The sequence below is a fragment of the Mycobacterium paraseoulense genome, from assembly GCF_010731655.1.
Taxonomy (GTDB): domain Bacteria; phylum Actinomycetota; class Actinomycetes; order Mycobacteriales; family Mycobacteriaceae; genus Mycobacterium; species Mycobacterium paraseoulense.
This window is the reverse complement of the sequence record NZ_AP022619.1, coordinates 3,983,131-4,004,382: the sequence shown is the minus strand read 5'-3', so window position 1 is coordinate 4,004,382 and position 21,252 is coordinate 3,983,131. Positions and strand designations below refer to the sequence as shown.

The window sequence follows — 21,252 nt, the reverse complement described above, 5'->3', positions numbered from 1 at the left end:
GAGAAACCGCAAGTGGACAGCTCAACAATCCAAGTATCGGCTCAGGTGCTGCGCGATGCTTCCAACCATATCCAGGCGAACATGGAGCACGCGATCGCAATCGCCCAGGGCTACATTGCGAATCACGAAAACGTGATGAACCCTTCGACCTGGTCGGGTGAGGCAGTGACCGCCTCCCACGCGACTGCCATTGAAATTCAGAACGATCTGAACAAGGTCCTCAACGGCGGAACCCGCCTGGCCGAGGGCCTCAAGCAGGCGGCGGCGCTGATGGAACACCACGAGGCGGATTCCACCCACGCATTCAGCGCGCTATTCGGCGGTCACGGCTCCTGACAACGCACTCGGTCGTAAATCCATCAACGGACTTTTGAAAGGACTTCACCATGTCGAACCCGATCACCTATAACCCGGGTGCGGTAGCCGATTTCGCCTCCGACATCGCCTCCCGTGCCGGCCAGCTGCAAGGAATTTATGACGACACCTCGAACCGGACCAACCAGCTGACGGAATTCTTCGCCGGTCATGGCGCGAAGCAATTCTTCGAGGCGCAGGCGCAGATGCTGTCCGGGCTGCAGGGGCTGATCGACACCGTGAGCCAGCACGGGACGACGACTTCGCACGTGCTGGACAACGCGCTCGCCACCGACCAGAACATCGGCAACTTGTTCGGCTGAGATCAGCTGACCGCGACGAGCTCCGATTGGATCGTCGGACCGTAATGGGATGAGGGTGGGGCAGATGCGCGGGCGCATGTGCCCCCCTTCGCTGTCAGGTCCGCCCGTCGAGGAGCGCGCTGCTTGGAGAGCGAAGTGACATGCTGACAACGACGGTCGACGGCCTGTGGGTGCTGCAAGCGGTGACCGGGGTGGAGCAGACTTGTCCCGAGCTTGGATTACGGCCGTTGCTGCCGCGGCTCGACACCGCCGAGCGGGCGCTGAGCCACCCGATCGCGGCCGAGTTGAGGGCCGCCGGCGCCCTCGACGAGGCCGGCAATGTCGACCCGATGATCCGCGAATGGCTCACGGTGCTATTGCGGCGAGACTTGGCGCTGATGGTGATCATCGACGTGCCGGGGCGCGAACCGACCCGGGTGTCTATCTGCCGTTTCGCGAGCTGGTGGGTGGTGTTGGAGCGCCACGACGAGCTCATCCGCCTGTACCCCGCCGGGACCGCCACCGACGAGGGGGGAGCCAGCGACCTCGTGGTGGGACAAGTCGAGCGGTTGTGCGGCGTGGCGGAGGTCGCGCCCCTGCGGCCCGTCACCTTGGACACCGAAGAACTGCTCGCGTCGGTGCGTGACGCCGCCAGCCTGAAGACCTTCCTGCTTGCCCAGCGCCTCGACGCCGACCAGTTGCAGCTCGTGCTGGCGGCCGCCGACCCCGCGCGCTCGGCGCGGGCGTCCATCGTCGCGCTGCAGGCCGGTGTCGGGCCGGACGAACTGGCGCGCATGGCCGTCGGCGATTCGTCGGTGTCCATCGTCGACACCCCCTCCGGGCGCGTGTGCATCGAGTGCGTCATCTCGGGGCAGCGGCGCTATCAGATCATCTCGCCCGGCTCCCGCAGCGACATCAGCGGCGCCGTGCAGCGGCTCATCCGCCGTTTGCCCGCCGGCGACGAGTGGTACTCGTATCGGCGGGTGGTCTGACCGGCGCCGGATTCTCCACTGACCCAAGATAAGTCGGTTCACCAATGCCGTGGAATAGCAACCCCTTACGCACTTGGAGGGGTTTCTTGATCGGTAAACGCGGTATGGTCGAGCGTGTTAGCATCGCGACGTGACCAGCCCTTGGAATGACCCGAATATCTCGGACGAAGGGGCGCTCAGACGGGGGGATCCGTCAGGGGGCCGCAACTTCCCGGATTCGGTATCCGACACCATGCGTATTACCGATCTGGCCGCGCCTCGAAAGATTCCTCCCGGCTCGGGTTGGCGGAAATTCATCTACGTCATCTCTTTTAAGAAAATAAACCCCGGTGAATCGCCCAGCGAGCGGCACTACCGGGACTTGCAGAACCGCATCCGGCGGCACATCCGGCGACAGTACGTCATCACGGTGGTCTCCGGTAAGGGCGGCGTCGGGGTGTCGACGATGGTTGCGTGCATCGGTGGCGTTTTTCGAGAGTGCCGCCCGCAGAACGTGATTGCGATCGACGCCGTCCCGGGTTTCGGCACGCTGGCCGACCGCATCGACGAGTCCCCGCCGGGCGACTACACCGCCATCATCAACGACACCGACGTCCAGGGCTACGCGGACATTCGTGAACACTTGGGGCAGAACCCGATCGGCCTCGATGTGCTGGCCGGAAACCGCACGTCGGACCAGCCCCGGCCGCTGGTGCCGGCGATGTTCTCCGGGGTGCTGTCGCGGCTGCGGCGCACCCACACCGTGATGATCGTCGACACCTCTCCGGATCTGGAACACGAAGTGATGAAGCCGGTCCTGGAGAACACCGACACCCTGGTGTTCGTCTCCGGCATCACCGCGGACCGGTCCCGGCCGGTGCTGCGGGCCGTGGATTATCTGAGGTCCCAGGGCTACCACGAGCTGGTCTCGCGCAGCACCGTGATCATCAACCACACCGACCAGATCGCCGACAAGGATGCGTTGGCCTACCTGACCGAGCGGTTCAGCAAAGTCGGCGCGACCGTCGAAGAGATGCCGTTCGATCCGCACCTGGCAAAAGGCGGGCTCATCGACACGGTTCACGAATTGAAGAAAAAGACGCGGTTGCGGCTTTTTGAAATTACCGCCGGCCTGGCCGACAAATACATTCCGGATGCGGAGCGGACGGCGCCGTGACGTCAGCGCATAAGGTCGCCTTCCCGGCGCGCTGTGCGGTCAATATTTCCTACGAGAAGCATCTGTGCTCGCAAGTGTTCCCCGCCGGAATTCCGGTCGAGGGATTTTTCGAGGGAATGGTCGAGCTCTTCGACGCGGACCTGAAGCGCAAAGGCTTTGAAGGCATTACGCTGCCCGCGGGCAGCTACGAACTGCACAAGATCAATGGGGTCCGGCTCGACATCAACAAGAGTCTCGACGAGCTGGGCGTGCAGGACGGCGACACCCTGGTGCTGGTGCCCCGGGTCGCGGGCGAGTCCTTCGAACCGCAGTACGAGTCGCTGTCAACCGGTTTGGCGGCCATGGGCAAGTGGCTGGGCCGCGACGGCGGTGACCGGATGTTCGCCCCCGTGACGCCCCTGACGGCCGCGCACACCGCCATCGCGGTCATCGCGATGGCGGCCGCGGTGGTGGTGGCCCTCACCCTGCGGGCGCGGACGTTCACCGACAACCCCGTCCCGGCCGCCGTGGCCGGCGCCGTCGGTGTCTTCCTGGTGATCGCGACCTCTGTGGTCTGGTGGGGCTGGCGGGAGCGGCGGGACCTGTTCAGCGGGTTCGGGTGGCTGGCCGTCGTGTTGCTGGCCGTCGCGGGCGGGTGTGCGCCGCCGGGCACCCTGGGCGCGGCCCACGGGTTGATCGGCCTGGTGATCGTGATCCTCGGTGCCATCGCCATCGGTGTGATGACGCGCAAGCGCTGGCAGACCGCCGTCGTCACGGCGGTGGTGACGGTGTGCGGGATCGTGGCCGCCGTTGCCCTGGTCCGGATGTTCCGGCCGGCCTCGGCGCAGGTGCTGGCCATCTGCGTGCTGGTCGGGTTGCTGATCCTGGTCCGGATGACCCCCCTGATCGCGCTCTGGGTGGCCCGGGTGCGCCCGCCACACTTCGGATCGATCACCGGCCGCGACCTGTTCGCGCGCCGCGAGGGCATGCCCGTCGACACGGTCTCCCCGGTCAGCGAGGACGAATCCGAGGACGAGGACAACGAATTGACCGACATCACCGCGCGCGGAGCGGCGATCGCCGCCTCGGCGCGGCTGGTCAACGCCGTCCAGGTCGGGGTGTGCGTCGGGGTGTCGATCGTGCTGCCCGCCGCGGTGTGGGGGGTGCTGGCGCCGGGACGCCCCTGGGCCTGGTTGGCGCTGGTGGTGGCCGGGCTGGTGGTGGGCATCTTCATCACCCAGGGCCGCGGATTCGCCGCCAAGTACCAGGCCGTCGCGCTCGTCTGCGGGGCCTCGGCGGCGGTATGCGCCGGTGTGGTCAAATATGCCGTCGCCGAGCCGAAAGACGTTATGAGCGGCCTACTTTGGCCCGCGGCGGCGATCGCCGCCTTCGCCGCATGCGGTCTGGCCGCGGCGCTCCTGGTGCCGACGGTGCGGTTCCGGCCCTTCATCCGGTTGACCGTGGAATGGGTGGAGGTGTTGGCGTTCATCGTCCTGCTGCCGGCGGCGGCGGCCCTGGGAGGGCTGTTCACGTGGATTCGGCACTAAAGAGGGCTGCGGCGATGGCCGCCGCCGTCACCCTGGTCGCGCTGTCGGCGAATATCCCCGCCGCACAAGCCATCACGCCCCCGCAGGTGGATCCGGGGTTGGTGCCGCCCGACGGACCGCCCCGACCGGACCAACCGATGCGCCGCGCAAACAGCTGCTCGACGCCCATCACGGTGCGCAACCCCGACGTCGCGCAGCTGGCGCCGGGCTTCAACTTGCTCAACATCAGCAAGGCATGGCAGTACAGCACCGGCAACGGTGTACCGGTGGCGGTCATCGACACCGGCATCTCACCCAACCCGCGGCTGCCGGCCGTGCCCGGTGGTGACTACATCATGGGCGAGGACGGCCTGTCGGACTGCGACGCGCACGGCACGATCGTGGGCTCGATCATCGCCGCCGCACCGCAAGGCGTCTTGCCCATGCCGCGACCGATGCCGTCGACACCGGCGTTCCCTCCGCCGGCCGGACCGCCGCCGGCCATCGGCGCCCCGCCACCACCGGTCGAGGTGCCGCCGCCGGTCGCTCCGCCGCCGCCGCCCCCACCGGTGACGATCACCCAGGTGATTCCGCCGCCGCCACCGCCGCCACCGCCGCCGGAGGGTGGCGGGGCCACCGCCATCTCGAACGGGCCGCCCGACCCGCAGACCGAGGACGAACCGGCGGTGCCCCCGCTTCCGCCGGGAGCGCCCGACGGGGTGGTGGGGGTTGCCCCGAACGCGACCGTGATCTCAATTCGCCAGTCGTCGAGGGCTTTTGAGCCGGTCAACCCCGGACCGGGAGACCCCAATTCCGACGAGAAGGTCAAAGCCGGCACGCTCAACACGGTGGCGCGCGCCGTGGTCCATGCGGCCAACATGGGTGCGAAGGTGATCAACATCTCGGTCACCGCGTGCCTGCCTGCGGCGGCCCCCGCCGACCAGCGGGCGCTCGGCGCGGCGCTGTGGTACGCCGCCACCGTCAAGGACGCGGTGGTCGTGGCCGCGGCCGGAAACGACGGGGAAGCCGGCTGCAACAACAACCCGATGTACGACCCCCTGGATCCGTCGGATCCCCGGGACTGGCATCAGGTCAAGGTCGTATCGTCGCCGTCGTGGTTTTCCGACTACGTCCTGTCGGTAGGGGCGGTCGATGCCACCGGCGCCGCGCTCGACAAGAGCATGTCGGGGCCCTGGGTGGGTGTCGCGGCGCCGGGCACCCACATCATGGGTCTCTCGTCCCAGGGGGGCGGACCCGTCAACGCCTACCCGCCGTCGCGGCCGGGCGAGAAGAACATGCCGTTCTGGGGCACCAGCTTCTCGGCCGCCTATGTCAGCGGAGTCGCGGCCCTGGTCCGGGCGAAGTTCCCCGATCTGAGCGCGCATCAGGTGATCAACAGGATCGTCCAGTCGGCGCACAATCCACCTTCGGGAGTGGACAACAAGGTCGGGTACGGGCTGGTCGATCCCGTTGCGGCACTGACGTTCAACATTCCGCCGGGTGACCGGATGGCACCGGGCGCGCAGACCCGGGTCATCAGGCCCGCCCCGCCACCCCCGCCGCCGGACCACCGGGCGCGCAACATCGCCATCGGGTTCGTCGGGGCGGTGGCCGCCGGCGTACTCGTGGCCGCGGTCGCTGCGCGGCTCAGGAGGGCGCGGTGAGGCCCACGCTGACCGGGTTCGGCCCGGGCAGCAACCGGCGGGTCCTCGGGGTGTGGGTGCTGTTCGTGCTCGCGGTGGCGAGTTGGGCAGTGGGCGGCTATATCGGCGCCGCGGTCGCCGTGGTGGTCGGCGCCGCGCTGGTGTTCGTCCGGTGGTGGGGTCAGCCGGCGTGGTCATGGCTGGTGTTGTGGCGGCGCGGGCGGCGCCCGATCACCTGGGACGCGCCAATCACCGTGGCCAACAACCGGTCCGGTGGTGGAGTGCGGGTGCAGGACGGTGTCGCGGTGGTGGCGGTGCAGTTGCTCGGCAGGGCGCACCAAGCCACCACGGTGACCGGTTCGGTGAGCGTCGAGACCGACAACGTCATCGACGTCGTCGAATTGGTGCCGATGATGCACCAGGCGCTGGGGCTCGTGCTGGACTCGATCAGCGTCGTCTCGCTCGGCTCTCGGCACGGCAACGTCGGGGACTACCCGCGGGTGTACGACTCGGAGATCGGCACCCCGCCGTATGCGGGCCGGCGCGAAACCTGGTTGATCGTGCGGCTATCCGTCATCGACAACACGCAAGCGCTCCGATGGCGCACAACCGTTGGCGCGGCGGCCATTTCGGTGGCGCAGCGCATCGCGGGTCTGCTCCGTTGCCAGGGGTTGCGGGCGAAGGTGGCCAACGCCACCGATCTGGCCGAGCTCGACCGCCGGCTGGGGTGTGACGCGATCGAGGGCGAGACGCAGAGGTGGAAGGCCATCCGGGGTGAGGCGGGCTGGATGACGACCTACGCGTATCCGGCCGAGGCGATCACCTCGCGGGTGCTGTCGCAGGCATGGACGCTGCGCGTCGACGAGGTCATCCAGAATGTGACCGTGTACCCGGACGCGACCTGCACCGCGACCATCACCGTGCGCACGCCGACGCCGGCTCCCACCCCGCCCAGCGTGATCTTGCGTCGGCTCAACGGGGAGCAGGCGGCCGCCGCCGCGGCCAACATGTGCGGCCCGCGGCCCTACCTGCGCGCGCTGCGCCCCAGCCCGCTGCCCCAGCAACTGCTCACCGAGATCGGCCCGTCGGGCGTGCTGATCGGCAAGCTGAGCAACGGGGACCGGCTGATGGTTCCCGTCACCGACGCCGGTGAGTTGTCACGGGTTTTCGTGGCCGCCGACGATCCGATCGCCAAGCGCATCGTGATCCGCACCGCCGGAGCGGGCGAGCGGGTCTGCGTGCATACCCGCGACACGACGCGCTGGTCCACGGTGCGGATGCCGGAGATCAGCGTCGTCAGCACGGTGCGGCCCGCGCCGCGCACCACCGTCAGCGTCGTGGAGCACGTCGCACCGATCTCACCGACGCCGCGACCCGCGACCGTGATCACCGTCGCGCCGTCGGGCACCAGGCTGCCCGAGGGGCACCGGCACAACTTCGAGGTGATCGTCGAGCAGGTCGGTCCCGCGACGGTGCGGGTCAGCGCGGCGGGCAAGGAGTGGCTGGCCGAGATGGACATGTTCCGTGCCGAGAACCGCTACGTGAGTCTCGAGCCGGTCACCATGTCGGTCATGTAGGACGTCGAGGATTCGAAGGCACACTGTGATGAGCGGCCGCAACAGCCACCGTGCGAAGGATGGTGCACGCGATGGGTGACCTACAAACTGCCCGTAGGCATTTCGACCGGGCCATGGCCGTCAAGAGCAGGCAGGGCCGGGCGGCGGCCCTGCCCGAGTTCGTCGCGGCCACCGACGCCGACCCGTCGATGGCCGACGCGTGGCTGGGCCGCATCGCCTGCGGTGACAACGATCTGACCTCGCTGAAGAAGCTCTACGCCGCCGGCGAATGGTTGCACCGCGAGACGACCCGCATCGGGCAGACCCTCGCCGCGGAGATCCAGCTCGGCCCCTACGTCGGGATCACGGTGACCGACGCATCCCAGGTGGGGCTTGCCTTGTCGTCGGCGCTGACCATCGCCGGGGAGTACGCCGAGGCCGACCGGCTGCTGGCCAATCGCGACCTGCTGGATTCGTGGGCCAACTATCAGTGGCACCAGCTGGCCCGGGCGTTCCTGATGTTTGCCACGCAGCGCTGGCCGGACGTGTTGCTGGCAGCCGCCGAGGAGCTGCCTCCGCAGGCCATCATCATGTCGGCGGTGACAGCGTCGATCTGCGCGCTGGCGGCCCACGCCGCCGCGCATCTCGGGCAGGGCAGGGTCGCGCTGGACTGGCTCGACCGCGTCGACGTGATCGGGCAGACCAACGCATCGGGCCGCTTCGACGCCGACGTGCTGACCGCTTCGATCGGGCCGGCCGATATCCCGTTGCTGGTCGCCGACCTGGCGTATGTGCGCGGGATGGTGCACCGCCAGCTGCGTGAGGAGGACAAGGCCCAGATCTGGCTGTCGAAGGCCACCATCAACGGCGTCCTCACCGAGGCCGCCAAGGAGGCGCTGGCCGACCCGAACCTGCAGTTGGTCGTGACCGACGAGGAGACCATCGCCAGCCGCATCGATCGCTGGGACGCGTCGACGGCCAAGAGCCGCGACGAGCTCAACGACGATGCCACTGCCGAGCGGCGCGCCGAGCTGCTCGCCGAGGGCCGCGCGCTGCTGGCCAAGCAGGTCGGGCTGGCGGCGGTCAAGCAGGCCGTGTCGGCGCTCGAAGACCAGCTCGAAGTGCGGATGATGCGCCTCGAGCACGGGCTGCCGGTGGAGGGACAGACCAACCACATGCTGTTGGTGGGCCCGCCCGGCACCGGTAAAACGACCACCGCCGAGGCGCTCGGCAAGATCTACGCCGGCATGGGCATCGTCCGCAACCCCGAAATCCGGGAGGTCCGCCGGTCGGACTTCTGCGGCCACTACATCGGGGAGTCGGGGCCCAAGACCAACGAACTGATCGAAAAGTCGCTTGGCCAAATCATTTTCATGGACGAGTTCTATACGTTGATCGAGCGGCACCAGGACGGCACGCCCGACATGATCGGCATGGAAGCCGTCAACCAACTCCTGGTCGCGCTGGAAACGCACCGCTTCGACTTCTGTTTCATCGGCGCGGGGTATGAGGACCAGGTGGACGAATTCCTCACCGTGAACCCGGGTTTGGCGGGCCGGTTCAACCGCAAGCTGCGGTTCGAGTCGTATTCACCGGCCGAGATCGTCGAGATCGGGCACCGCTACGCGGCGCCGCGCGCCAGCAAGCTCGACGACGCGGCGCGGGAGGCGTTCCTGGATGCGGCCACCACCATCCGCAATTACACGACGCCCGGCGGCCGGCACGGCATCGACGCCATGCAGAACGGCCGGTTCGCCCGCAACGTCATCGAACGTGCGGAGGGCTTCCGGGACACCCGGGTGGTCGCGCAAAAACGTGCGGGCCAGGCGGTCACGGTCGAGGACCTACAAATCATCACCGCCCCCGACATCGAGGCCGCGGTGCGCAGCGTCTGTTCGGACAACCGTGACATGGCGGCCATCGTCTGGTAATCGCCAGGCGTCGTAAAAGCGTCCCGGGGCGTGGCCCGGAAAGCTTAGGATGCTCGCAGGCCCGCGGCCGGTGGTTCAGCCGCCGCGGCTGAGCGAATGGAGTGTCCGTCGGTGCACCGTATCTTCTCGATCACGGTGGCGGTCATGTTCATCCTGCTCATCGCGCCGCCGGCCTCGGCGGTCGCCCCGCCGACGATAGACCCGGGCGCCATGCCGCCCGACGCGACCGGACCCGACCAGCCCCTGGAACAACGCCGCGTATGCCGGGCACCATTGACGTTGCCGAGCACCAACTTTCACGACGCGCCGTGGGCGAATGCCTACCTGGGGGTCGGCCAGGCGCAGAAATTCGCCACCGGCGCCGGCGTGACGGTCGCCGTGATCGACACCGGAGTAGATCCCTCACCGCGGGTCCCCGCGGAACCGGGTGGCGATTTCGTCGTCCCCGACGGTGACGGGCTCTCCGACTGCGATGCCCACGGCACGCTCACGGCTTCCATCATCGCCGGCCGGCCCTCGCTCACCGACGGGTTCGTCGGCGTCGCGCCCGACGCGCGGCTCATCTCGGTGCGCCAGACGTCGGAAGCCTTCGAGCCGAAGGACAACCAGGCCAACCAGAACGACCCCAACGCCTCGCCGGCGGCCGGCTCGGTTCGCAGCCTGGCCCGCGCGGTGGTGCACGCGGCCAATCTGGGCGCAGGCGTGATCAACATCAGCGAAGCGGCCTGCTTCAAGGTGCACAAGCCGGTCGACGAATCCACCTTGGGCGCCGCCCTCAACTACGCCGTCAACGTCAAGGGTGCCGTCATCATCGTCGCGGCCGGTAACACCGGTGGCGATTGCTCGCAGAATCCGCCGCCCGACCCGTCGATGCCCAGCGACCCGCGCGGCTGGGCGCAGGTGCAGACCATCGTCACGCCGGCGTGGTACGCGCCGCTGGTGCTGGCCATCGGCGGCGTCGGCCAGAACGGAGCGCCGAGCCCGTTCTCCATGCACGGGCCCTGGGTGGGTGCGGCGGCGCCCGCGGAAGACATCGTCGCGCTCGGTGACAACGGCGACCCGGTGGATGCGTTGCCGGGCAAGGACGGCCCGGTGCCCATCGCCGGCACGTCCTTTGCCGCCGCCTACGTCTCCGGGGTGGCGGCGCTGCTCCGGCAGAAGTTTCCCGACCTGCCGCCGGCCCAGATCATCAACCGGATCACGGCGACCGCACGACACCCCGGCGGCGGCGTCGACGACGCGGTTGGCGCGGGCATCGTCGACGCCTACGCGGCGCTGACATGGGACCTTTCGGCGGGTCCCGCGAACTCCCCGTCGGTGCAACGGATTCAGCCCCCCGTCCCGGTGCCCGGCCCCGATCATGGGCCGATCTCGGCGGTGGCGCTGGGCATCATCGGTCTGACCCTGGTGTTGGGGCTGGCCGCGCTGGCTGGACGAGCCCTGCGACGGCGGTGAGGCGATGAGATCAGTACGGCTCCGGTTCAGCAGCGCGTACGCCCTGTGGGTGGCGGCGCTGGCACCGGTCTGCATCCTGCTGTTTCTGCGGACGCGCTACGTGTGGGCGGGGCCCACCGTGGTGGCGGTGGCGGTACTGCTGGGACTGGTCACTTTCCGCGGGCGGCGCCTATTCGGCTGGCTGGCAGCGTTCTTCGCATGGTCGGTGCGCCGACGCCGGCCCCTCGTTGCGCCGTCGGAGCCCGTCGTGGGCGCCACCGTGCAGCCCGGGGACCACGTGGCCGTGCGGTGGAAGGGCAGAGTTCTGGTCGCGGTCATCGAACTCATTCCCCGCCCGTTCACCCCGACGGTCATCGTCGAGGGCAAGGCACACACCGACGACGTGGTGGACACGCGGCTGCTGGACCGGCTGTTGTCGGTGCACTGCCCCGACCTGGAGGCGGACGTCGTGTCGGCGGGCTACCGGGTCGGCAGGACCGCGACCGCGGACGTGCTGGACCTTTACCAGCAGCTGCAGGGGTCCGACCCGGCGCCGGCGCACCGCCGGACCTGGATCATGGTGCGCGCCGACCCACGCCGGGTCCGCAAGTCGGCGGGGCGGCGCGACGCCGGAGTCGCCGGGATGGTCCGGTATCTGGTGGCGTCGACGACGCGGATCGCCGACGACCTGGCGCGGCACGGAGTCGACGCGGTGTGTGGGCGCAGCTTCGACGACTTCGACCGGGCCACGGATGTGGGCTTCGAACGGGAGAACTGGTCGACGCTCAAGGGCCACAACAGCTTCACCACCGCCTACACCGCGCCCGGCGGCCCGGATGTGTGGTGGTCGGCTGCCGCCGACCACACCATCGTCAGGGTGCGGGTCGGGGCGGGAACGACACCCCAGTCCACGGTGCTGCTCACGACGCCGGCCAAGCCGAAAAAGCGGCGCGGGTTCACCCGGGTGTCCGGCGGCCAGCGCGCCGCGTTGCAAGGCCAGACCCTGGTCTCCGATCGCCACCACCAGCTGCCGATCGGGTCGGCGGGCGTGCTCGTCGGTGAGACGGCGAGCCACCACCCGGTCTATCTGCCGTTCGACGACGTCGACGCGAGCGTCGCCCTGGGCGACGCCCGGGTGTTCACCCAGTTCGTCCTGCGGGCCGCGGCCGCGGGCGGCACCGTCACGCTCGGCCCGCACTTCCGGGAGTTCGCCGAGCTAATCGGCGCACAGGTCGGGCCGGAGGCGAAGGTGGCCTGGCCGAACGTGACCAGTTATCTCGGCCGCCACCCGGGAGTCGAACGGGTGGTGTTGCGGCACAACATGGTCAGCACCCCCCGGCACCGGCAATTGCCGATCCGGCCCGTCGCCCCTCCTGAGGAAGGCCGCTACGAACAGGCCCTGCCCGGGGCGGGCAGATCCGCCTCCTGAGGCGCCCGCCGCCCCGACGACGCTCGACGCGCGCGATCGGCCGGCCCGCTTTAGACTCAAGCCCGGTTGTGGACCGAGGCCGTCGGCGGCCCACGCGACAAGACTCAACCGAGTTTAAGGACCACCCGCATGAGCACTCTTGGCATGAGCCCGGACGCGCACCCCCAGGTCGCCCAGGCGCTTGAGCAGTTGCAGCAGTTCAGTTCGGCCCTCGAGTCCCAGATGCAGCGGACGCACACCCAATCCTTCACGGCCACAGACGAAACCGAGACCGTCGAAGTGACCATCAACGGGCAACGGTGCATCGTCGGCCTGGACATCGAGGACGGCCTGCTGCGCCTCGGCGCCCACACGGTGCAACAGCGCATCAACGAGGCGCTGCAGCAGGCGCAGGCCGGCGCCTCGGCGGCCCTGCAAGCCCAGCAGGCGCAGCTGTTTGCGTCCCTGACCGAGCTCGCCGGTTCGCTGCAGCACACCGTCGGCCTGATCTGAGGCAATCGGATTCAGCGACAACGGCTTGGCCCGGTGCCGGCCTGACCCCCACCGGGTGATACCCGGGACCGGCTCGAATTAAGTGCCCATACCTCCCCCCTTCGGCGTTTAAGCTTTGGCTGGAGGATGGTCGAACTTGAGCGAAATCGCGGTTCCGCAGGGCGAACACTCGCCGAGGCTTGAGCGAAGCGCGCTCGGCGATGTGCTGCGGGTAGATCGGCCCGCGGTCTATCTCGGCGGGAAAATCGGGGAGGCCATCGTCACCCTCCCGACGGTGCGCGCCCTCAGCGAGATGTTCACCGCCCCATTGACATTGGTCTGCCCAAAGTTCATTTTCGACCTGTGCTTATGGGAGGTGAGTCCTCGCCTGATCGATATCACCGCATCGCCCGCCGCCGGCGTAGCGCCCCGTCGGATGCCCGACTATGGCGCCCTGGCCGCGGAGGTCGGCGGTGTGGACGTGTTCATCAATACCGTGCCGTGGAACCTGATATCGAACAGCTTTGTTCGTCCCCTTCGAGAAGCCCTGGCTCCGAGGACGAGCATCGGCTTCAAGATCGACCACGATAGCTACGACATCGTGGCGCCGAAGGATGTCGACCATGCGGCCGACCTGATCTTCAATCTGGCGCGTCTGTTCGATCCTTCGGCGCGGATCGACGATCATGCGCAAGCGGTCGCCATTGCGCCCGAAGCGCGGGAGCGAGCGCGCTCGATCCGAGCCGACGTCGGGCGGGAGACCAAAGTCCTTGTCGTGCACGCCGACACCGATTGGACGGAGAAGCGTTGGCCGATCACCCGGTTCATCGACCTGCTGGACCGGTTCCTGTCGCGTCGTCGCGACTTCGTCGCGTGGATCGTGGGGATGGGGCACGAGGAGCTCAACGTCGGGAGTCAGCGCGACCGTGTCATTTCCTATCTCGGGTTACCCCTCGATCTCACCATGGGCCTGGTCGCCAGCGCCGACCTCTTTGTCGGCGTCGATTCGAGCATGCTCCATGCCGCGGACTTGGCGCGAGTTCCCGGCGTCGGTCTTTTCGGCCCGACCCGGCCCTCGACATGGGGGTTCAGGTTCGCACCGCACCGGCACGTCGATGTGAAGACCATGGCCGACATCACCGTCGACGAGGTGCTGCGCGCCTTGACCGATCTCGCCGATGAGCATGCCTGAAAGCTCGCGCGGCGCATCCCGCGATCCAACAGCGAGCGATCTTCTCGCCGCTGTGCGTCAGTTCTCCGACCTGGCGCAGGCGTGGCACCGCCAAGAACCCGAAATGTCATGGGAAGGCCGGACTATCGCGGCGACGGCGTTGCGTCTGCATGCGATCAACTTCGCGCTGTGGCATCACGAAGACGCCGTTCGCCGTGCCGGCGCCGACGACCATGAGATCGCCCGCAGGAAACGTTCTATCGACGACCTCAACGCGCGACGCAACGCGACCATCGAGGATATCGACGTCGCCTTGCTCGACCGCTTCCCGCCGAATCCCACTGCCAGGCTGCACACCGAGACGCCAGGCACGATCGTGGACCGGCTTTCGGTTCTCGCACTGCGGATCCTGCACACGGATGACCGGTTCGGTTCGCGCCACCGGCTGCTCGAAGAGCAGTATGACGACCTCTTCGGCGGCCTCGACCGGCTCCTTGCGGGTATCCGCGACGGCGAGGTCAGGTTCAAGCTGTATCGCCAATTCAAAGCCGAGGGTCAGGGCAGCTACTGTGCCCTGGTTGAGACGCGCCATACCGAACAGCGCTGACCACGACGAGCGGAGTGGACCGATTCACTCCCGGGCCCAGCGGCATCGCCGGGCCATCCAAAGTTGGTTGTCGACAACAAATCATGATGCTGCCGCCAACTGCGATGAAAGAAATGATGAGCTTCAAATTAGCGCCTACAGGCCGCTGGTTGGGGGCTTACGATAGCAGTCTGCAGCGGGCGGCGTGCCTTCTGCGACGCCCGCATGACCTGGCAAACGAAAGGGGTGGTCGGCGTTGAACCGGATAAATCGCCGCGGTCCTATTCCGACGACCCACAACGCCCCAGCCCTGCCTGACCAGCAACGATCTTCAACAACGGTGTGCTACCGGCCTCCGCGATCAATGTATGACGCGCTGGCGATGGTCTGGTAGCACGAGGAGAACGATCCGATATGACGCAGACGCTGAAGGTCGAATACGAAGAATTGATAGCACGCGCTGCCGAGCTGGAAGAGCCGCTGCCCGTTCCACCGCAGGGCAACCCGCAGGCGCCGTGCGCTCTTTCGATTTCCCTGGGCGCTGCCAAACAGCTGGCGATGTCCGCCGACACGATACGGGAGTACCTCGCTTACTGTGAACGCGAATATCAGCGGCTGGCGAAATCCCTACGGAATGCCGCCAAGGCCTACGAAGAGGTGGATGAGGGTGCCGCCGAGGCCATAAGCAACTCGATGTCGGAGTCGGCGGCGACGAGGTCCGCCGGCGGGAATGACCTGATGGCGGCCAATTGTGATCCCAACGAGGATTGGGGTTACGACCCGCTGCCGCCGCCACCTCCCCCGCCGCCTCCCTTCGAATATCCTTATTACGAGGTCAGGCAGGCCGCATACGACATTGAAGCCCCCGACCAGGGAGCGGCCTTCCTGGACTTCTCGCGGCAATGGGAAAAGTTTCAGCTAGAACTGCAACAGAAAACGCTGGACCGGTTTCGGCCATTCAAGAGCTGGGAAAGCGACAACCAGATATTGGTTGAGCAAAATTTCCAGGAACATCGCAATTACATTTTCGCGATGGTGCAAAGCTGCCTTCAGGTCTCTAATCAGGCGAAAGCGGTCCACGACGCCCACAAGAAGGCCAGATGGGAGCATCCGACTCCATACGATATCGAGTCATGCGACAGCTGGTACAAGAAGTACATGACTGAGGGTGATCCCCACGGTTATCTGTACATGATCATGACCTGGTACCAGGATTTGCAGAAGAAATCGGAAGAGGTGCTGGGCAACTACGTGCGGGAGGCGAACCTGCCGCTACAGCCCGTTATTCCGAGGAACCCGCCCAAGGCCACGAGAATTGATGCCCCCAGTGCGCCCGGCGAAGGCGACGGGACGATTCCCGGGGGCCCGTATGACGGCCTGCCCGGCGACGAGGGGGGGCTTGGCACCCCACCCACCCTGCCGACAATGCCGCCGGGCATGGGCGGAGCGCCGGACAAGGCGGCCATGGACGCCGCCATGAAAGACGCGTTGAAGGGCAAGCCCGGTATGCCCGCCGGTGCGGGGATGAAACCGGCGTCGCTGGGGGGCGGCGGCGGGGGCGGCGTGCCCGGGATGCCGCTCCAGCCCGCGGTGGATTCCGAGGCGGCGTCACGGCCGGCCGGGGCGGCACCCGGGGCCGCCGGCCCGGGCCGCGCGATGCCGGGTGCGGCGGCGGCCGCCGGCGGGGGCATGGGTGGCGGCATGGCTCCGATGGGGGGTGCCGGGCAGGGGCAGAACCAGGGCAAGGGCAAACGTGTGCAGTCCGATGATGACTCGCTCTACACCGAGGAGCGGCCCTGGACCGAAGGCGTTATCGGTAATCGCCCACGCAAGGCAGCAGCCCCCGACAAGTAAGGACCCCGAATGACCATCGAGATGCACCCCCAGGTGGCAGAGGTGCTGCGACAGGCCCAGCAATTTCAGTCTGCCCTCGAAGACCAGCAGCACCGGACGGACACCGAATTATTCACCGCGACAGACGAATCCGAGAGCGTCGAGGTGACCCTCAACGCCCGGCTTTGCCTGACCGGCCTCCATATCGAAGACGGGCTACTGCGGCTCGGCGCCGACATGGTCGAGCAACGCATCAACGAGGCGATTGGTAACGCACAGGCGGCAGCGACCGAGGCCATCGACGCCGAGCATGAGCGGCTCATCGAGTTGGCCGCCGGCATCGCCGGATCGCTCAAAGAGACCTTCGACCTGACCTGAGCGAAACCCGGTGGCAGCCAAGGAGTGCTGGGCGCCGCGAACGGTGACGGCTGCTCAATTTGGCGCAGTTGGCTTGGCCGAACCTCGCTTACGCTTGATAACCATGAAGTTCCGTACCTTCCGACGGCCGATGGGTTCGCCCGTGCCGCCCGCAGAGGAGTAGGCGATGGGCGTTGCGAAGCCGATGGGCGAGTACGCCGCGCAGATGCTTGCCCCCGACGCGTGGCCGGAAGTGGACGAGGACAACTACTACGACCGGGCACAGCGCTACACCGAGTTGCTGCGGCAGGTCACCGCGGTGTTGGAGGCCTGCCAGCACGAACAGAGCGAAATCTTCGACGGAGGATTTTGGTCGGGTGGTGCCGCCACCGCCGCCAAGAGCGAGCTCGGCACCAACATCGATGAACTGAAGAAACTGCAGAACGGTTTGGCGACGGTGATCACCTGGCACAGGTATGTCGCCGAATCGATCGCCTGGGCCAAGTGGGACGTGAGCGACATCGTGGAGGCCGCGCAGACACAGATCAGGGCGCTCGAGACCGACTCGACCTTGGATGCCGCCGAGCGGACCGCCGCGATCAATACGGTGGTCAGCACCACCTATGGGACGAACCTCAGCGTGGTGACGGGCGCCGCCGAGCGGATCGTGGCGAGCAAAGCATGGCAGCCGCCCCACAACGCGTTACAGGACCTGCTCGATCAGAAGACACCGCCCCCGGTCACGCTTCCTGATGCCCCTGTCCGGACACCACCGGTGGAGGAAGAGCGCCCACGGCCCAATCCCGCGCCACCCGCGCCCGTGAGCCCGCCGCCGGCGGCGCCGCCGCTGTCACCACCCGGAATGCCTACGGGTGGTGGCGCGCAACCGCCGCCCGGAATGCCTTCCCTGCCTGGGCAGCCGCCCGTACCGCCCGCCGCCGCGCCGGGCGGGTCCGGCCCGGCGGTGCCGGGCGGACCGGGAGGCGTACCGGGAGGTTCTCTGGGTCCCGCAACCCCGCTGAGTCCGGCGGCGTCGGCTGAACCGCTAGGTTCGGGCGGACGTGGCAAAGGCATGACGCCGGCGTCGCTGATGTCGCCGTCGGTGGCGCCCCGCACGGAAGACGCGGCCGCGGCCGCGCCGGCCGGAGCGACCGGCATGCCGGCCGGGCCGATGGGGGCCGCGGGTGGCGGATCGCGGGGCGGCGGAGCCGGTGCGGGCGCCGGGGCGGGTTCGAGCGCGTCCGCCGGGGCGAAGTCGGCAGGCGGTACGGCCACCACCAGACCGGCCGCGGCCGGTAACCGGGCAGCCCGGCCGGCCGGCCCCGGTGCTCTCGCTGCCGATCCGGCGCCGTCGGCTGAACGCATTGACTCGGCGGATTCCGTTGTGGTGACGCCGATTATCCCGGTCTCGAAAGCGCGCGCCGAACGCGACGCCATCGCCGAGGCCGCGACCGCCGACGCCGCCCGCCGCCAGAGCGGCGGGACCGATCCGCTGCGGTTGGCGCGGCGCGTCGCGGCGGCGTTGAACGCCCCCGGCAGTCCCGGCGCGGGCGATCTCGGCTTCTTCTGGGTGACCGCGGTGACCACCGACGGCGCGATCGTGGTGGCCAACAGCTACGGGCTCGCCTACATCCCCGACGGCATCCAATTACCCGAACAGGTGCAGATGGCCAGCGCCGATGAATCGATCGCTGCCGCCGAACGGGCCGGCTGGGCCACTTATCCGGTGATGGCCGTGCAGGGTTGGGCGGACCATCACGATAAGAAACTCCGGGCGGTGATCGCGACCGAGGAGCAATTGGCCAATTCCGATTCCGGCGCGGCCAAGATCGTGCTCAAGCCGGACGACATCCCCGACAGCGGGGACATGATAGGTCGTTCACGCCTGGAGGTCGTTGACCCCGAGGCGGCGGATCGGCTGGCGGCCACCACAGATGTGCGGTTGGTGAGCATATTGCCGCCGGCGCCGGCGGATGCCAAGCCGTCGGCTGACCAGCAACGCGCGCCCGATGAGTTGATGGATCCCGAGACCGCCGCGCGGCTCGCGGCATTGTTGGCCGAAGGGAAGATCAGCCTGCAGGAGATGCTGGCCGAGATGCCGGTGCCGCCGCAGGATGACAGCCCCAGCGCCGACGAGCGGCCCATGTTGTGGTTCGAGCTGATGAAACCCCTCGCCAGTCGTGCGCCCGGGCGACGGGTCGCACACCTTCGGGCCTTCCATCGTTACGCCGAACACGCCCAAGAGGTCATCCTCAACCAGGCGCACACCGCGGTCGACGCCGCCGCCCAGCGCGCCGCCATCGCCGATTGGCTCTACTGGAAGCACCTCGCCGGGTTGTTGGCCGCGGCCCTGTCCGACGCGTCGTGAAACGAAAAGGCGGGCCTCTCCCGGGTTCCCGGCACCCCTCGGCCGAGATGGGAAAGGCCCGCTTTCGTTTGAGCGTTGACCGATTACTTGGCCTCCCTTCCCTCGGAGACGTCCCTGCGCCGGCGACCGATGACGCCCTCGGTCCACGGCCGCTGCTCGGTATAGAGCGACTCCTGGTCCTGCGTCGCGCGCTTGCCCTTGGCGTTGTGCTGCCCCTGCGCGCCGGGAGCGCCCACCGGCGCCGCTCCCATGCCACCGGCCCCCAAACCGGCCGTGGCGCTCGGGATTCCGCGGCCCGGTCCCGTGGGCCCGGCGGCCGCGCCGACCGGTCGTGACGCCGCTTCGGCGTCCATCGGGGGCTGCAAGGGCATCGAGGGCACGCCACCACCAATTCCCTTGCCCCCGAATGAGGCCGGTTTGACACCCGGCGCTGTCGAGCCAGCGGGCGCCCCCCTCAATGCGCCCGCTGGCGTCGGGTCGGTGGGCATGGGCGGCGTGCCGGCAAACGGCGTGCTCGGCATGCCCGTCGGGGTGGTCACATATTCGTCGCCGTAGGGCAGCTCGTCGTACGGGATGCCGGGATCCGTCTCGTACGAGCCAGGCTCGGGAGGCGGAGCGATGTAGTAGGCGGCAGGAGGCTTGGGGGGATTGATCGGCGCCAACGGTAAGGCCGCCCGCTTTTCGTACTCGGCCAGCACCTCTTCCGATTTCTTCTGCAACCTCGCGTACTCCTCTTCCAGAGCGGGCTTGACGCTGCCCTTCCAGTGCGCCGCGGGTAAGTGCGTTTGGAAGTGGACCCAGGCGTCGTCGAGTTCCTTCAGCTGCGCCACCGTGGGGTGCTCCGTGACGGCCCAGCGGTGCGTTGACATGACGCCTTGCGCCTGGCTGACCATCGTGCCGGACAACGCCGCCATCTGGTCCAACCACGACCTGTGCGAATCGAAGTTGTCTTCAACGGCATACGCGGCGTCGCCGTACCAATCGACGAACGGCCGGAAACGATAGCGGGCTTCCAGCAGCGTCCGTTGGTGAACGGTCCACGCCGACGCGAACAGATCGAACGAGATGCCCTGATCAAGCGCGGCGATGTCCTTGGCGGCCTGCCGGACCGGGTAATAAGGTGTCTCTTCAATCGGCGTCGCAACCTTTTTCGTATCGCTCAGCGTCACGGGCTCCGGCCCTTCGTCCGCGAGGCCGGGCGTCGCCGACGCCACGAACGTGCCGTTGTCAATGGCCTCCTCCGCGCTTTCGTCCACCTCCTCGTAGGCCTTGGCAGCGTTTCGCAGCGACTCCGCCAGCCGCCGGCGCTCCCGGTCGCCCACGCCCAGATAAAGCCGCATGTTGTCGGCGGACAAGGCAAGTTGCGAGGCGGCCGCGGTGACCATGTCCAGGGCGCAGGGCGCGCCGGGGTTCTCGACGGGCTGGCCCGGAATCGCGGCCTCCACCTCGTCGGCTCGCGTCATCAGCTCCTGGTACTCCACACTCAGCGCCTGCGGTTGCGTCAGCGTCTGCGTCACGGTCGTCTCCTCCGAGTCGGTGCTGTAGTCAAATGACTACAGCGACTTATCCGGTAGTGTAGTCATATGACTACATCAGACGCAAGACCACCGGACCAGCAGTTATGTCCGACAGGCCGGGAAGAGGTGGTCGCGGCGATCATCGACAGCGCCGGCCGGCTATTCGCCGAGCGGGGACCGGCTGCCACATCAATTCGCGATATCGCCGTCCACGCGCGGGTCAACCACGGCCTGGCCTTCCGGCATTTCGGCACCAAAGAGCGGTTGGTCGCCGCCGTGCTCGATCAGCTGGCCGCCCAGCTGGCCGGTCTGATGGACCGCGGAGCACCGGTGGACGAAATCGAGGCCGCCGGCGACCACCAGTTGCGGGTGATCGCGCGGGCGCTGCTCGACGGGTATCCGGCAGGCCGACTGCAGACCGGCTTCCCCGCGGCGGCCAGGCTCCTTGACGAGATTCGGCCGCGGCACCCCAGCGATGAAGCCGCGCGACTGGCGGCGGCGCACGCCGGCGCGCTGCTGCTCGGTTGGCGGATGTTCGAAACGTTGCTGCGCTCGGCCTCGGGACTGCACGACTTACCCGCCGACGAGCTCGGTCGGTCCATCGCCTCCGAGGCGGAAACGCTCGCTCAGCCCCACTGAGGCGCGGC

General features: G+C 68.0%; 18 protein-coding genes. 17 read left to right on the top strand and 1 reads right to left on the bottom strand.

What is annotated here, in order from left to right:
- Positions 1–12: 12 nt before the first annotated feature.
- The 16 genes from G6N51_RS18595 to G6N51_RS18520 all read left to right on the top strand — a co-directional run bounded on the left by G6N51_RS18595 (position 13) and on the right by G6N51_RS18520 (position 19,088).
- Positions 13–336, top strand: coding sequence for a WXG100 family type VII secretion target (locus G6N51_RS18595; RefSeq protein ID WP_067271862.1), 324 nt, complete (start codon positions 13–15; stop codon positions 334–336).
- Between the two features lie 50 nt (positions 337–386).
- Positions 387–677, top strand: coding sequence for a WXG100 family type VII secretion target (locus G6N51_RS18590; RefSeq protein ID WP_083171049.1), 291 nt, complete (start codon positions 387–389; stop codon positions 675–677).
- A gap of 140 nt (positions 678–817) precedes the next feature.
- Positions 818–1,648, top strand: coding sequence for an ESX secretion-associated protein EspG (locus G6N51_RS18585; RefSeq protein WP_083171047.1), 831 nt, complete (start codon positions 818–820; stop codon positions 1,646–1,648).
- A 130-nt stretch (positions 1,649–1,778) separates the two neighbouring features.
- On the top strand, positions 1,779–2,804 hold the full coding sequence (locus G6N51_RS18580; RefSeq protein ID WP_142274907.1) for a MinD/ParA family ATP-binding protein: 1,026 nt from the start codon (positions 1,779–1,781) through the stop codon (positions 2,802–2,804).
- Positions 2,801–4,330 carry a type VII secretion integral membrane protein EccD gene (gene eccD, locus G6N51_RS18575; protein ID WP_083171045.1) on the top strand — a complete coding sequence of 510 codons (1,530 nt, stop codon included), beginning with the start codon at positions 2,801–2,803 and terminating at the stop codon, positions 4,328–4,330. Before G6N51_RS18580 ends, eccD begins: the two co-directional genes overlap by 4 nt.
- A gap of 14 nt (positions 4,331–4,344) precedes the next feature.
- Positions 4,345–5,973 carry a type VII secretion-associated serine protease mycosin gene (mycP, locus tag G6N51_RS18570; RefSeq protein ID WP_163750928.1) on the top strand — a complete coding sequence of 543 codons (1,629 nt, stop codon included), beginning with the start codon at positions 4,345–4,347 and terminating at the stop codon, positions 5,971–5,973.
- Positions 5,970–7,529 carry a type VII secretion protein EccE gene (gene eccE / locus G6N51_RS18565; protein WP_083176599.1) on the top strand — a complete coding sequence of 520 codons (1,560 nt, stop codon included), beginning with the start codon at positions 5,970–5,972 and terminating at the stop codon, positions 7,527–7,529. The genes mycP (G6N51_RS18570) and eccE (G6N51_RS18565) overlap by 4 nt, the downstream gene beginning before the upstream one ends.
- Before the next feature lie 50 nt (positions 7,530–7,579).
- Positions 7,580–9,439 carry a type VII secretion AAA-ATPase EccA gene (gene eccA / locus G6N51_RS18560; RefSeq protein WP_142275284.1) on the top strand — a complete coding sequence of 620 codons (1,860 nt, stop codon included), beginning with the start codon at positions 7,580–7,582 and terminating at the stop codon, positions 9,437–9,439.
- Positions 9,440–9,550: 111 nt separating this feature from the next.
- Complete coding sequence (gene mycP, locus G6N51_RS18555; RefSeq protein WP_083176603.1) at positions 9,551–10,894, top strand: type VII secretion-associated serine protease mycosin; 1,344 nt, start codon at positions 9,551–9,553, stop codon at positions 10,892–10,894.
- A gap of 4 nt (positions 10,895–10,898) precedes the next feature.
- A complete protein-coding gene (gene eccE / locus G6N51_RS18550; RefSeq protein ID WP_083176589.1) occupies positions 10,899–12,302 on the top strand; it encodes a type VII secretion protein EccE in 1,404 nt (467 codons plus the stop codon).
- A gap of 129 nt (positions 12,303–12,431) precedes the next feature.
- A complete protein-coding gene (locus G6N51_RS18545; RefSeq protein ID WP_232078429.1) occupies positions 12,432–12,794 on the top strand; it encodes a YbaB/EbfC family nucleoid-associated protein in 363 nt (120 codons plus the stop codon).
- Positions 12,795–12,930: 136 nt separating this feature from the next.
- The gene (locus G6N51_RS18540; protein WP_083176593.1) at positions 12,931–13,965 is read left to right on the top strand and encodes a glycosyltransferase family 9 protein; all 1,035 of its coding nucleotides are present in this window, start codon (positions 12,931–12,933) and stop codon (positions 13,963–13,965) included.
- Positions 13,952–14,551 carry a DUF4254 domain-containing protein gene (locus G6N51_RS18535; protein WP_083176595.1) on the top strand — a complete coding sequence of 200 codons (600 nt, stop codon included), beginning with the start codon at positions 13,952–13,954 and terminating at the stop codon, positions 14,549–14,551. Before G6N51_RS18540 ends, G6N51_RS18535 begins: the two co-directional genes overlap by 14 nt.
- 393 nt (positions 14,552–14,944) lie before the next feature.
- Positions 14,945–16,384 carry an EspB family ESX-1 secretion system-associated protein gene (gene espB, locus G6N51_RS18530; RefSeq protein ID WP_163750754.1) on the top strand — a complete coding sequence of 480 codons (1,440 nt, stop codon included), beginning with the start codon at positions 14,945–14,947 and terminating at the stop codon, positions 16,382–16,384.
- A gap of 9 nt (positions 16,385–16,393) precedes the next feature.
- A complete protein-coding gene (locus G6N51_RS18525; protein ID WP_083176801.1) occupies positions 16,394–16,741 on the top strand; it encodes a YbaB/EbfC family nucleoid-associated protein in 348 nt (115 codons plus the stop codon).
- 166 nt (positions 16,742–16,907) lie between these two features.
- Complete coding sequence (locus tag G6N51_RS18520; protein ID WP_163750752.1) at positions 16,908–19,088, top strand: hypothetical protein; 2,181 nt, start codon at positions 16,908–16,910, stop codon at positions 19,086–19,088.
- An 83-nt stretch (positions 19,089–19,171) separates the two neighbouring features.
- Here G6N51_RS18520 and espB (G6N51_RS18515) read toward each other — a convergent pair whose 3' ends face one another.
- Positions 19,172–20,605 (bottom strand): EspB family ESX-1 secretion system-associated protein, encoded by a 1,434-nt coding sequence (gene espB, locus G6N51_RS18515; RefSeq protein WP_083175850.1) that lies wholly within the window; start codon positions 20,603–20,605, stop codon positions 19,172–19,174.
- 66 nt (positions 20,606–20,671) lie between these two features.
- Here espB (G6N51_RS18515) and G6N51_RS18510 point away from each other — a divergent pair, with 66 nt between their 5' ends.
- Entirely contained in the window at positions 20,672–21,244 is a 573-nt protein-coding gene (locus G6N51_RS18510; protein ID WP_083175848.1) for a TetR/AcrR family transcriptional regulator, read from the top strand.
- Positions 21,245–21,252 lie beyond the last annotated feature (8 nt).